Here is an 11927-nt window from a genome sequence, read left to right on the forward strand (position 1 = left end):
CACTGACGTACATCGCATGGCCTCGCGTGGTTCGCCGCGCGGGGCCATGCGTCGTACCGGGTCGCGTACTGGCCCTGTTCCGCGATCTCGGATAAGTTAGGCAAGGCTTACCTAATGGAGGTTGGGAATGGGTGTCCGTCACAGCAGCACGACCGTGCCCTCAGCGGCGGTACGGGCGCGTTCAGTGCTCGCCACCGCCTGGTCATGCGCGGTGACCACGGAGATCGGCAGGGACGAACTCGTGGGCGCGCACAGCGTCACGCAGGACGGCAGGATCCGGTTGTCGCCGCCCGAGGACAGCGCGCTCGCCGCCGCCCTCATCTGCGCGCCCCGCGGTGAACCGTCCACCCTGGTCGAGTTCGCCGACGTCGCGCCGGTGCCGCTCAGGGACCGGATCCGCGCACGGCTGTGGCTGTCCGGGTCGCTCTCGTACGACGGGGAGGAGCTCATCTTCGAGCCGACCTGCGCCGTCCTGCACGACTCCACCGGGGAGCGCCAGGGCATCGAGCTCGACGAGCTCGCCCTGTCCGTACCCGACCCGCTCGCCGAGGCGGAGTCGCGCCTGCTCACCCACCTCGCCGACGCCCATCCGGACGCCGTCGAGCAGCTGACCCGCCTCATCGGCCCGGACAGCCTGCAGGGTGTGGTGCGGGTGCGCCCGCTCGCCATCGACATGCACGGCATCTGTCTGCGCCTCGAACGCGCCCGCGGCCAGGCGGACGTGCGGCTGCCGTTCCATCAGGTGGTGGAGGACGTCACCCAGGTGACGGAGTGCATGCACGCACTCCTGATGAAGGCGCGCCTGTCAGCCGCGCGGCGCGGCCGGCCCGTCGGAGGCTGACCCCATCGCCCGCAGGGCCAGCACAAGCACCCCGATGTCATCCAGAAAGATGGGATCCGGCAACAGATCGGTGGGCAGCACGAGATAGGCGATCGCGGCCCAGAACACCCACTGCCGCTCGACGGGAAGCCCGGCTCTGCGCAGCGCGCGCCGGGCCCGGACGAGACGGACGAGCAGTACCACCGCGACGGCGAGGGTCGCGGCGACCAGAACGGCTGCGCCGACGAGAAGTGCGGTCAGATCCGTGCTCATACCCCCGTACGTTAATCACCCGGAGGCCTCGCGTCCCGCAAGCTGACGGTGGGCTGACCGAGGCGCCGAACCCACACACCTCGCCCCGCCTCACGCGCCCCGCGGGACGCCCGCTTGGCCGGGGTGGCCGTACTCGGTGAGCGCCTCCAGCACCTTGGCCAGTAGCGCGCCGTCCGTCTCCTCGGCGGCCCAGGCGGTCAGAAGCTCGGCGTCCTGCTCTGCGTGGCGGGGACTGCCGGTGATGACGAACGACTTCCGCCGCAGGTAGTCGGCGACGAACCGGCGGTGTACCGGATCGGGGTGGTGGCGGTGGGCCACGACGGCCGACCGGGTCTCGTCGCTGGGCCGTTCGGCGAGGATCCAGCAGACCGCCGACCAGTCCACGTGGTCCTCGTCGGGCGCGCGGACCGCACGGTCGACGAGTTCGTCCACGGGCGTCAGGATGCGGAAGGCCCACTCGAGCGAGGTCAGGATGGCGCCGTGCCCGGATCGAAGGGTGAGTCCGCCGAGCGTGACCTGTTCGACCCAGTCGTACGCGTCGTCCATGACCCGTTCCGTGACGGCGGACCCCGCCGCGCCGGTCCTGCGCCGCAGTTCGGCGGCCACTCCCTCCTCGTACCGGCGGCGGGCCAGCGCGACGAGCCGCTCGCGGGCGGGCGCCGGCAGCCGCAGTCGCGGTTCCTTGCCCAGTACGGCGGCGACGACGGCCGGAGAGCCGCCGTCAACGGCCCGCCATAGAGGGGTGGTTCCGTCCGGCAACGGCCGGTCGGGGTCGGCTCCCGCCTCCACCAGCGCTTCGGCGACCGCCGGGTCGTGGCCCGCCACGGTGAGACACAGCACCGGCAACCCGTCCGCGGTCCTCGTATCGGGATCGGTGCCCGACTCCAACAGGCGCCGCACCGCCTCGACTTCCCCGGCACGCACCGCAGCCACGAGCCGCGTGCCGAGCCCCTCGTCGGCCCGACGCACGGACGTCACCCTCCGATTCCGCGGCTCGCGGACAGGTCGCGCATCATCGACATCAGGAGGTCGTGCGTCTCGGCGTCGGCCGCCGCCACGAGGCCCCGGCCCCCATCGCCGACGGGAAGGCCGTCGATTCCGGTGACGACACAGCCGGCGGCCCGGCACAGGGCGATGCCGGCGGCGAAGTGGACGCTCTCCGAGAGGTCACCGCCGTCGGTGACGTACGCGGCGCGCTTGCCGGCGGCGACCCATGCCAGGGCCAGCGTGGTCGACACGACGCGCGGCCGGAACCGTGCCACGAACTCGGGGTGGGCCAGCAGATCCACGCCCCGGAACCCGGGCGCGCCCGGAAACGGCGGGTCCAGGTTGACGTCCACCAGGCGGGTCGCGGCGGAGGGGGCCAGCGGGGCCTCGACGCCCTCGTGCCGCACCCGGGCGGTCGTGCCGTCGGTGAAGAAGACCTCGCCGCCGAAGGGGTCGGCCACCGCGGCAGGACCGTCGCGCAGCGCCACGTTCACGGCCACGAGCAAGTTGCCGACGGCGTAGTTCAGGGTGCCGCACAAGGGGTCCACCAGCCACTGGCGTGCGGCGTCGGCGCCACCCCGCTGTCCGCCTTCCTCGCCGAGCACCCCGTCGTCGGGGCGGGCGGCACGGATGACGTCGAGGATCGCCTTCTCGGTCGCCACGTCCGCGGCGGTGGCGAAGTCGCCGGCGCCCTTGTCGATGCGGGTGAGTTGCCGGCCGTACAGGGAACGCACCACGTCAGCGCCCGCGCGTGCGGCGGCCGTCGCCACGTCGGTGTCCCCTGATGTCGCGTGTACCCCTGATGTGGCGTGTGCCGCCGCTGAGTTGATCACGCCGGGCAGGATAGCGAGCCGAACTCGGGCCCCGGTCAGAGGATGTGGCGCTTCTGTGGCCGACCGTGAAGTTCTGCGACGGTTGGTGGAGCTCTGTGGGACATTGTGGGAGATCTCATGATCACCGAGGGGTGCGGTCCGCGGCCGCAGCGGCTTTAATCACGCCATGACCGAAACGAATGGACTGCTGGCCGGCAAGGCCGTCATGATCACGGGTGCGTCGAGCGGAATCGGTGAGGCGGCGGCCCGCCTGTTCGCCGCCGAGGGGGCGGCGGTCCTCCTGATGGCGCGCCGCGCGGACACACTGCGTCGCATCGCCCGGGAAATAAACGACGCGGGCGGCAAGGCGGCGGTCAGCGTGGGCGACGTCTCGGTGGCCGAGGACGTCCAGCGCGCCGTCGACGCGACGCGCGAACACTTCGGCGCCCTGGACGCGGCGTTCAACAACGCGGGCTACGCGGGCCAGGACCTGCAGCCGCTGCACAAGCTCGACCAGAAGACCTTCGACCGCACGATGGACGTCAACGTCCGCGGCACCTGGAACTGTCTGCGCTCCCAGATCCCGGTGATGCTGGAGGCCGGCAAGGGCGCGATCGTCAACACGGCGAGCACGGCGGCCATGGTGGCCACCGGCGCCCCGGTGCCGTACGTCGCCGCGAAGCACGCCGTGCTCGGCATGACCAGGGCCGCGGCGGCCGAGTACGCCGCGCACGACATCCGCATCAACACGCTCGTCGTGGGCACCACGCGCACGGAGATGATCAGCGAGGTCGTCGAGGCCAGGCCGGAGCTCGAAGAGGCCTTCGTCGCCCGGCAGATGCAGAAGCGGATGGCCGAGCCGGTGGAGATCGCCCAGGCGGCCCTGTGGCTGTGCAGCGACCGCGCGTCGTTCTCCACGGGGGCGGCGCTGGCGGTGGACGGCGGGTTGACGTCCAACTGAAGGGCGCTGCCACCCCGTTGCTCAGAGCGGTAGTGCGCACACCGCGATCGGGGCTGCGAACGGCTTGCCCGCCAGGCGCAGTTCGCCGCTCGCTGCGTCGACGTGGAACACGCTCACTGAGCTCGACTTCTGGTTCGCCGTGAACAGCAGCCGTTGCGACGGGGAGAACGCGAGCTGGCGGGGGAAGTCCCCGGATACGGAGATCGTGTCCAGGAGTCGCAGTCGCGCTCCGTCCCCTTCGATCGCGTAGCGCGTGATGCTGTTGTGCCCGCGGTTGGCGAGGAACGCGAAGCGCCCCTCGCGGGTCACCACGATCTGGGCCGGGTAGTTGGTGCCCTCGCCGGTGCCGGTCGACTGCGGTTCGCCCGGAGTGAGGCGGCCGGTGGCGGGGTCGTACGCGCAGACGACCATCGTGTCGTCCAACTCGTTGGCGAGGTAGGCGAATTGCCCCGAGGGGTGGAAGGTGAGGTGGCGCGGGCCCGCGCCCGGTCGCAGGCTCGCGTACGAGACCTGGCGGAGCGTGCCCGCTTTCTCGTCGAGCCGGTACGTGTAGACGGTGTCGTTGCCGAGGTCGACCGCGAGGACGTGGCGGCCGTCCGGGGACGTGCTGATCTGGTGCGCGTGCGGGCCGTCCTGCCCCGGGCCCGGCGGTGGCGCGGAGTGCGTGACCAGGTCGGTGCGCTCGCCCAACGCGCCGGACTCCGCGATGGGGTGGACGGCCACGCTGCCGGAGCCGTAGTTGGCGCTGAGCAGCCAGCGCCCGCCGGGGTGCACGGAGAGGTGGCAGGGGCCGGCGCCGCCCGTGTCCCGGGTGCCGAGGACTTCGGGCTCACCGGTGGGGGAGAGCGCGACGGCGGTGACGCCGCCCTTCTCGCGCTCGTCGACGGCGTAGAGGGTGCGGCCCGAGGGGTGCACCGCCAGGTAGGAGGGGTCCGGGACGCCGGTGAGTGTGCCGGTGACGGTGACGTGACCGGTCGCGTCGTCGTACGTCGCCAGGCCGATGCCCCGACCACCTCCCTGCTGCGAGGTGTACGTGCCCAGGAACAACTGCCCCGTGCTGCGCGGCCGGTGACTCGATCGACCCGTCGAGGAGGCCGCGGTGCGGAGGGTGCGGTCGGGACGCAGCTGCTCCGGCGGTGCTGGTGAGCCACAGGCCGATACGGAGGACAGCGCACCCGCGGCGGCCGCGCCCAGCAGCCCTCCGACGAACCGCCGCCGCCCCGGACCGCTCCCGTCCCCCGTATCCGACCCTGCTCCGCTGTTCATGCCTGCACCTCGTGCGTCGATGGTGACGGATGTGGCAGACACAGTGTCGCGTACGAGGGGGGAGGGGCAAGGGGGACGAGGCTGTCGCGTTCGGTGGGGGGCCGGGTGGACTAACGGGTGCGGACTAAGCGGGAGGGGGAGAGGCGGCGGGGTCCGAGGGCTTGGCGGCCGGGGGCGGCTGGTGATCGGGGTGGCCGAGATGGTCGAGGTGACCGGGGCGGCGACCGGTTCGGCGGAACGGAGATCCACAGCCGCCGACCAACGGCGCGCACCCACCCTTGAGAGCCGCGCCCCTGCTCGGCCCGCTCCCCTAGTCCCCGCCGCTCAGCCCGCTCCCCCTAGTCCCCGCCGCCCCCATCCCCACCGCCACCGTCGCCCCCGTCTCCGCCACCGTCGCTGCCATCCCCGCCGTCACCGCCGTCGGAGCCCCAGCCGTCCGAGCCGCCCGGCTCGTTGTCGTCGCCGCCGATGCCCAGGTTGCTGAACCAGGGGCGGTCCCAGGCGTGGTCCGCGGCGATGGGTTCGCCGCTGCTCGACTGCGGGCGCCGGATCCGGAAGCGGGCCGTGCCCGTGGTGTTGCCGAGGCCGAAGGCGACCGCGAAGGCCTGGGCCATGACGGCGTCCAGCGGGTCCGCGCTCTCGTGGCGCACGGGGGAGAGGGGGAGCAGCACCGCGTCGGGGTCGAGGTCGGGGCGGCGCGGCGGCCGCTCCAGCAAGGCGACCCGCCGGTCGTCGCGCAGCAGCCAGGAGCTCGTGGAGTTCTCCCGGCGCAGCGTCCAGACGCCGAGGGGCAGCTGCACCCGCGCGAAGCTCTTGGACTTGCGCACCTTCTTCTTGAGGACGAGAGAGGCCCGTACGTCACCGACGGCCATCCGCAGTCCCTGACTCTGGTCGGCGGTGCTGGGCAGGAGCCCGCGGGGCGCCCGTATCCGTACGGGGGGAGCGTCGGGCCCCCACACGTCCACACGCACCAGGCGGCGGTCCACCGCGACGGCTATGGGGCCGGCGGGCCCGTCGGCGTACCGTCGGGCCATCCACAACGGCACGCCCGTCGCCCGCGCCTGCTCGGCCAGGGCGTTCAGCTGGGCGGGACCGCCGCTGTGTCGTACCGCGAACGCGCCCAGTTCCTGCGTGAATTCGGCCGCCCGGCGCACCTTCACGGGGACGGTGGTGCCGGTGACGCGGGTGACCGGGACGACGCCGTTGTCGGCGGGCAGCCGGTCCAGCGGGCGCTCCGTACCGCCGCCGCCGAGCCAGTGTCCCCGCAGGAACGCCTCGGCCATGGCCGGCAGGTTCAACTCACCGAGCGGCGTCACCTTGCCGCCGCGTCGCAGTTCCTCGTCCGTCAGCTCGACGGTCCGCGCCAGCGGATTCCACGACTGTTCCTTGTAGAGCGTCTGGCTCATGCATCCCCCGTGTGCGTGCGGTGCAACAAAACAACGAACGAGCCTATCGACCCTCAGGACGTACTCGAACACCGTCCGGTTTCTGGAGCACGGGACCGCTCAGGATGTTCAGGACGTCTTCCACGTCAGAGTCCGGGCTCCCTTGGCGCTGGGCGTGAAGGTCGCCGTGAGGGGCTTGTCGCCCTTGCCCAGGAGGTAGACACCGCACTGCCGCACCGTCTTGCCGGCCGGGACCATGCCGTAGGGCACGGCGGACTCGCATCCCTTGGGGCCGGAGCTGCCCATGGAGAGCAGGGTCATCTTCTCCACCGTCCGGCCGGCCTCGGTCCGAAGGACCACCGCCTCGTCCATGTCCGGGTACAGCTTGGTCGTTCCGTCGTTGCGGTACTCGTACGTGACGAAGTAGAAGTCCGCCTTCTTCTGGTCGTCGTCGAGGTCGTAGCCGGCGAGTGCCTCGGGGCCGACCTTGCGCACGTTCTTCGGCGTGACGGTGAGGGGGAAGTCCTTGTCGTGCACGTCCCTCCACGTCGTCTTGGCGGGCTTGCCGACGGGCAGGAGGCCGCTGTCCGCGTCGTCGCCGCCCTTGACCTTCCAGGTCCGGGTGCCCGCGTCGTCGCTGTAGGAGACGGCGGACGGCTTGGCGCCCTTGGGCAGCATGACGACCTGGCAGCCCGTGGCGGTCTGTCCCGGGGGCAGCTTGACGGGTGCCTTGGTGCCGTTGCACGTTTCCAGTGGACCGGTGCCGGGTGATGCCAGTGGGTTGCTGTTGTAGAACGACATGGTCCGGCCGCGGGTGCCGTCGGCGAGCACGAGCGCGAACTGGTCGGTGGCAGCGCCCGCGTCGACGGTGTCGGTGCCGGTGTTGGTGACGGACACGGTCAGGTAGTGCGGCACCATCCCCTTCACGTCGTCGTCGAGGTGAACGTGCGCGACATCAGCGGTCGTTCCGCGCTTGACGGAGGTGGGCGCGACCTTCAGGTCGACCGCCCTCTCGTCGCTGTCGGTGTACTTCGCCTGTCGCGCGGCGGTGTCGAGCGGCAGGGGCGTGCCGGCGGAGGCGGCCCTGTCCGTCTTCGGCTTGTCGTCGCGGTGGCCGTCGGCCGGGTCCGCATCCCCGCAGCCGGCCAGCAGCAGGGCGATGAGGCCTGCTCCGGCGATGGTCGTGATCCGGCGTTCTGCGCGCTGCACTGCAACCCCCGTTGCTCCTGTGGTTCCCCGCAACTTCCGTTGCGTCCGAGGCAACTCTAAAGCCCGCATAAGTTCCGGCCGCGCCCGGTGTCCCTTGTCCTTATTTACAGACTGACCTGAAGCCCGGGAGACTCACAGGCTGTGGACTTGGGCATCTCTTTTTTCGAGCCGTCATACCTGACGGGGGTCGACGCGATTCAACAGGCGCACGGATCGCGCCTGGCGGCGCTGGCTGGCAGACGGCTGACGGGGTTCGCACTGGTGCGGTTCGTCGAGGACGGCGACTGGTACGCCGAGTGTCCGGTGGTGCTGGCCTTCGACGGCATCCAGGTGGAGGTCTGCCACTGGAAGCTCGACGAACTCTCGATCGACTGGAACACGATCGAGACCGCGGCCACCATCACCGGCTGGGAGTCTTTCGAGCTCACGCCCTACTGGTCCCACAGAGATGACCGCCTCGAACCGTTCGTAGGCCAGGAACTGCGAGAGGTCACGCTCCTCGAGTGGCGGCCGGAGGAACGTGACCTGGCGGCCGGCACGGTGGCGGTGGAGTTCGCCTTCGCCGACGGCTGCCTGCGAATCGTCAACGGCCTGGACGAGAACCGCATCGAGGTCGATGCGGCCCACCCGGATTACGTCCGCCACGAGTTGCGCCGCTGAGCGCTGCTGCCCGATCGGTCGAACCAACCTCGTACTTGCGGCCGGTACGGAATGTTCGCCTGCCCAGCACCCCAGGCATGGGACGGAGTCCACGCGCGCCTGACCCATTGCCCAGCCTGGCACCACCACGAAGGGGAACTCCCCCTCCAGGGTCCGGTTCTCGCCATACGAAGGAGTGGAGGCCGCCCTTGCGGACACTGAGAGCGATCGTGCGTATACGGTGTGCGATCGATTTATGTCGACTGCACGCACACCTACGAGGAGTTGCCGAGTGGAGCACAGCCGTGTGATCCGGATCCGTACCGTTCTGGCCGCGCTGGGAGTCGCCGGTGTCATGGCGGCCGCGCCCGCCGCGAGCGCCTCGGCTCCTGTCGGGGCGGCCTCCGTCGTGCCCGCGCCCCCGGTGGGTGCGGCCGCCGCGCACGAGCCCTGCACGGGGGAGTTCCACGGTGACTCACGGCTCGGCCCGGCCTGGCTTCCCAGGTCGGGGCAGCGCCCTGTGGGACCGCTCCTGAAGCACTGGAAGCGGACCGGGAAGCTCTCGTCGAAGGACTTCCTGAAGAAGTACTGGGAGGGTCCCGCGGACACCGGCAGCTGGAAGTACCCGCCCAACGACGGCTTCGGGTCCGTCGACGGCAAGGTCGACAAGCACCCCGAGCGTCTGCGGCGCGGCGAGCGGCTCGACCGCTTCGGCTCCGAGTACGGGGGATACCTCGCGCCCGCCGGAGACTCCTACGCCGCACGCGCTCTGCCCCCGCAGAACCTCAACACCCGCGACGCCGCCTTCACCTGTGACTACCACGTCTACAAGGTGGCCAAGCCGTTCCGCGTCTGGCAGGGAAGCATCGCCCCCTGGTTCGCACAGCCCGGCGGCGGCCGGCAGATCAAGCTGGACCCGACCTTCCTGAACCCCGGCGACGGACAGCGCCTCAACGTCAAGTGGCTGCTGGACCACGGCTACCTCAAGCCCGCCCGCGCCTAGGTCCACGAGAACCGGGCGAGGGCCCGGAGCAACGGAGAGCGGCCCGTGGACGTCCGAGAACTCGCTGCGGCCCTGCGCGACGCCCACGTCGCCGACGGTTACTACTGGATCGAGGGCGTCCACGAACCGGCGCCCACACCCCCTGACTTCGTCTATCTGCGCAGGGTCGAGGGAGGGGAGTGGGAGGTCGGTACGTACGAGCGGGGCGCCCACCACCCCCTCGCCCGGCACGACGACGAGGCGGCGGCCTGCGACCAGCTGCTCCGTCAGCTCGTATAACTCGTACACACGGAATTGACCCTCACGTCACGTCAGGCTGCAGGCTGAACGTCGACGAAAGGCGAGATCCATGAGCTACACCGTCGGTCAGGTCGCCGGCTTCGCAGGCATCACCGTCCGCACCCTGCACCACTACGACCGTGCCGGGCTCCTCACGCCCGGCGAGCGCAGCCCCGGCGGATACCGTCTTTACGGAGACGCCGATCTGGCGCGGCTGCAACAAATCCTCTTCTACCGCGAACTCGGCTTCGCCCTCGACGAGATAGCCGAGATCCTGGCCGACCCGCAGGCCAACGCCCTCGCCCAGCTCAAGGCGAGACGCCGGTCGCTGCGCGAGCAGATCGGCAAGCTGGAGCGGCTCGTGAAGGTGGCCGAACGGGCCATGGAGGTGCAGCAGACCGGGGTGCGCCTCAGCCCCGAGGAACGGTTCGAGGTGTTCGGCGAGATCACCTTCGACCTGAGCTACGCCACCGAGGCCGAGTTGAAGTGGCAGGACAGCGCGGGCCATCGGGCGGCCATGGCGAGCGCCGCCGCGCACTCCAAGGAGGACTGGGCGCGGCTCATGGGCGAGGCCGCGCGGTGGCGCGAGGAACTGCTCGCCGCCTTCGACGCCGGGGAGCCCGCGGAGAGCGAGCGGGCCCGGGACGTGGCGGAAGCCCACCGGCAGCACATCGCCCGGTGGTTCACGCCCTGCCCGCCCGAGATGCATCAGCGCATCGCGGACGACTTCGCGGACGACCCCCGGGCCTTCGCCCTCGTCGTGCCGCCGCCCCAGCAGCGCCAAGGGCTCGCCGCGTATCTCCGTACCGCCGTACACGCCAACGCGGAGAACCGGTCGGGACGTCACGCGAGCGGGGTGAGCCCGCACGCTCGACCTGAACCTGAGGTCAACCCTCACGCTAAAGGTGAGGTTGAGGCATGCCGGTCGGCCGGGGCCGCGCCGAGCTCCGTGGACGACCCAGGCCTAGGCCCCTGCCCAGACTCCGGCCCCGGACTCGGGTCGAGGCCCGCACCCTCGTCGAGCCCCGCACCCGCGACGAGCCCCGCCCCCGACCCCGCCCTCAGCCCCGGAGGAAGCCGATGACCCGGATTCTGATCGCCGCAGCCGGCTCGTACGGCGACGTCGCCCCCTACACCGGTCTCGGCGCCCGGCTCCGCGAGGCCGGATACGACGTCGCGCTCGCCACCCACGACACCTTCGCGCCGCTCGTCGAGGCCGCCGGCCTGCGGTTCCGCGAGCTGCCGGCCGACACGCAGGCCCAGCGGCGCGCCGACGGGCGCAAGGAGCTGATGCGCGCCGCGGCAGGCTTCGTCCGCGAGCTCGGGGGCGGACTCGTCGACGCGGCCGTACGGGGCGCCGACCTGCTGGTGCTCTCCACGACCACCGCACCGCTCGGCTGGCAGCTGGCCGAGGCGATGAGCATCCCCACGCTGGGGGCCTATCTCCAACCGGCGCACCCCACCCGGGCCTTCCCGCCCGTGGTCGGCGGTACGCGCTCGCTCGGAGGCCTCGGCAACCGAGCTCTCGGGGGCTTCTCACTGCGCATGGTCGACCGCGTCTACGCCGACGCGGTGCGCGACCTGCGCGCCCGCCTCTCGCTCCCCGCCGCCGCGCCGGGCACGGTCCGCGCCCGGCAGGAGCGGGCGGGGTGGCCGGTGCTGCACGGGTTCAGCCCGGCCGTGGTGCCCCGGCCCGCGGACTGGCGCGCCGGCCTCGACGTCGTCGGCAACTGGTGGCCGTACCACGACCGCGAGACCACCCTGCCGCCGGAACTCGACGCCTTTCTGCGGGCGGGGCCGCCTCCGGCCTTCATCGGCTTCGGGAGCATGGCGGGCGGTGAGGGCGCACGGCTGAGCGAGCTCGCGGTGTCGGCCCTGCGCGCGGCCGGGCTGCGCGGCGTGCTGCAGGCGGGGCGGGCAGGTCTCGCGGCGTCCGGCGACGACATCCTGACGGTCGATGAGGTGCCGCACGCCCTGCTCTTCCCCGAGGTGGCGGCCGTGGTGCACCACGCGGGCGCGGGCACGTCGGCGGCGGCGCTGCGCGCGGGCATCCCCGCCGTCCCCGTCCCGGTCACGGCGGACCAGCCCTTCTGGGCGGCCCGTCTCGCCGCCCTCGGCGCGGCGACCGCCCCCATCCCCTTCAAGGACCTGACCGCGCCCCGTCTCGCGGAGGCCCTCGGTCGCGCGGTCCGAGACGAGACGTACGCGCGTTCCGCGGGACGTCTCGCCCACGCCATGGCAGCGGAGGACGGCGCCGGGCACGTGCTGAAGGCGGTCGAGCGGTTGGCCTAGG

12 protein-coding genes and 1 pseudogene are annotated in these 11927 nt (G+C 71.8%); 7 read left to right on the top strand and 6 right to left on the bottom strand.

The window, feature by feature from the left end:
* The first annotated feature begins 127 nt into the window (after positions 1 to 127).
* Positions 128 to 841: a DUF2470 domain-containing protein gene (locus ACFYO9_RS29940; protein ID WP_355815609.1), complete on the top strand. Its 714-nt coding sequence runs from the start codon at positions 128 to 130 to the stop codon at positions 839 to 841.
* Here ACFYO9_RS29940 and ACFYO9_RS29945 read toward each other — a convergent pair.
* From ACFYO9_RS29945 to ACFYO9_RS29955, 3 genes are all read right to left on the bottom strand, one after another.
* Positions 806 to 1093, bottom strand: a complete 288-nt coding sequence (locus ACFYO9_RS29945) for a DUF1232 domain-containing protein (RefSeq protein WP_355815606.1) — start codon at positions 1091 to 1093, stop codon at positions 806 to 808. The genes ACFYO9_RS29940 and ACFYO9_RS29945 overlap by 36 nt on opposite strands.
* A 90-nt stretch (positions 1094 to 1183) precedes the next feature.
* Positions 1184 to 2071 (bottom strand): ankyrin repeat domain-containing protein, encoded by an 888-nt coding sequence (locus ACFYO9_RS29950; RefSeq protein ID WP_358776413.1) that lies wholly within the window; start codon positions 2069 to 2071, stop codon positions 1184 to 1186.
* Positions 2068 to 2913 (bottom strand): inositol monophosphatase family protein, encoded by an 846-nt coding sequence (locus tag ACFYO9_RS29955; RefSeq protein WP_388666701.1) that lies wholly within the window; start codon positions 2911 to 2913, stop codon positions 2068 to 2070. The genes ACFYO9_RS29950 and ACFYO9_RS29955 overlap by 4 nt, the downstream gene beginning before the upstream one ends.
* A gap of 166 nt (positions 2914 to 3079) precedes the next feature.
* On the opposite strand from ACFYO9_RS29955, the gene ACFYO9_RS29960 reads away from it, so the two are divergent.
* On the top strand, positions 3080 to 3853 hold the full coding sequence (locus ACFYO9_RS29960) for a glucose 1-dehydrogenase (protein WP_358776415.1): 774 nt from the start codon (positions 3080 to 3082) through the stop codon (positions 3851 to 3853).
* A 21-nt stretch (positions 3854 to 3874) separates the two neighbouring features.
* On the opposite strand, the gene ACFYO9_RS29965 is transcribed toward ACFYO9_RS29960, so the two are convergent.
* The 3 genes from ACFYO9_RS29965 to ACFYO9_RS29975 form a co-directional block, all read right to left on the bottom strand.
* A complete protein-coding gene (locus ACFYO9_RS29965) occupies positions 3875 to 5119 on the bottom strand; it encodes a lactonase family protein (protein ID WP_358776417.1) in 1245 nt (414 codons plus the stop codon).
* A gap of 338 nt (positions 5120 to 5457) precedes the next feature.
* Complete coding sequence (locus ACFYO9_RS29970) at positions 5458 to 6525, bottom strand: hypothetical protein (RefSeq protein WP_355815594.1); 1068 nt, start codon at positions 6523 to 6525, stop codon at positions 5458 to 5460.
* Positions 6526 to 6633: 108 nt separating this feature from the next.
* Positions 6634 to 7713, bottom strand: coding sequence for a hypothetical protein (locus tag ACFYO9_RS29975; RefSeq protein WP_358776418.1), 1080 nt, complete (start codon positions 7711 to 7713; stop codon positions 6634 to 6636).
* Positions 7714 to 7854: 141 nt separating this feature from the next.
* Between ACFYO9_RS29975 and ACFYO9_RS29980 the strand changes: the two genes are divergently transcribed.
* From ACFYO9_RS29980 to ACFYO9_RS30000, 5 genes and pseudogenes are all read left to right on the top strand, one after another.
* Positions 7855 to 8373 carry a hypothetical protein gene (locus ACFYO9_RS29980; RefSeq protein ID WP_358776420.1) on the top strand — a complete coding sequence of 173 codons (519 nt, stop codon included), beginning with the start codon at positions 7855 to 7857 and terminating at the stop codon, positions 8371 to 8373.
* Between the two features lie 286 nt (positions 8374 to 8659).
* Positions 8660 to 9355 carry a TNT domain-containing protein gene (locus ACFYO9_RS29985; RefSeq protein WP_358776575.1) on the top strand — a complete coding sequence of 232 codons (696 nt, stop codon included), beginning with the start codon at positions 8660 to 8662 and terminating at the stop codon, positions 9353 to 9355.
* A 45-nt stretch (positions 9356 to 9400) separates the two neighbouring features.
* On the top strand, positions 9401 to 9634 hold the full coding sequence (locus ACFYO9_RS29990) for a hypothetical protein (protein ID WP_355815586.1): 234 nt from the start codon (positions 9401 to 9403) through the stop codon (positions 9632 to 9634).
* 70 nt (positions 9635 to 9704) lie between these two features.
* A pseudogene (locus ACFYO9_RS29995) lies at positions 9705 to 10475 on the top strand (MerR family transcriptional regulator); the annotation flags it as partial.
* A gap of 239 nt (positions 10476 to 10714) precedes the next feature.
* A complete protein-coding gene (locus ACFYO9_RS30000) occupies positions 10715 to 11926 on the top strand; it encodes a glycosyltransferase (protein WP_358776421.1) in 1212 nt (403 codons plus the stop codon).
* Position 11927: the final 1 nt, after the last annotated feature.

Source organism: Streptomyces sp. NPDC005863 (genome assembly GCF_042871345.1).
In the GTDB taxonomy this organism is placed as follows: Bacteria; Actinomycetota; Actinomycetes; order Streptomycetales; family Streptomycetaceae; genus Streptomyces.

Bases quoted from the DNA above. Each gene is read 5' to 3' on its own strand.
- ACFYO9_RS29945 (WP_355815606.1), bottom strand. From the start codon at position 1,093: ATGAGCACGGATCTGACCGCACTTCTCGTCGGCGCAGCCGTTCTGGTC.
- ACFYO9_RS29965 (WP_358776417.1), bottom strand. From the start codon at position 5,119: ATGAACAGCGGAGCAGGGTCGGATACGGGGGACGGGAGCGGTCCGGGG.
- ACFYO9_RS29970 (WP_355815594.1), bottom strand. From the start codon at position 6,525: ATGAGCCAGACGCTCTACAAGGAACAGTCGTGGAATCCGCTGGCGCGG.
- ACFYO9_RS29960 (WP_358776415.1), top strand. From the start codon at position 3,080: ATGACCGAAACGAATGGACTGCTGGCCGGCAAGGCCGTCATGATCACG.
- ACFYO9_RS29940 (WP_355815609.1), top strand. From the start codon at position 128: ATGGGTGTCCGTCACAGCAGCACGACCGTGCCCTCAGCGGCGGTACGG.
- ACFYO9_RS30000 (WP_358776421.1), top strand. From the start codon at position 10,715: ATGACCCGGATTCTGATCGCCGCAGCCGGCTCGTACGGCGACGTCGCC.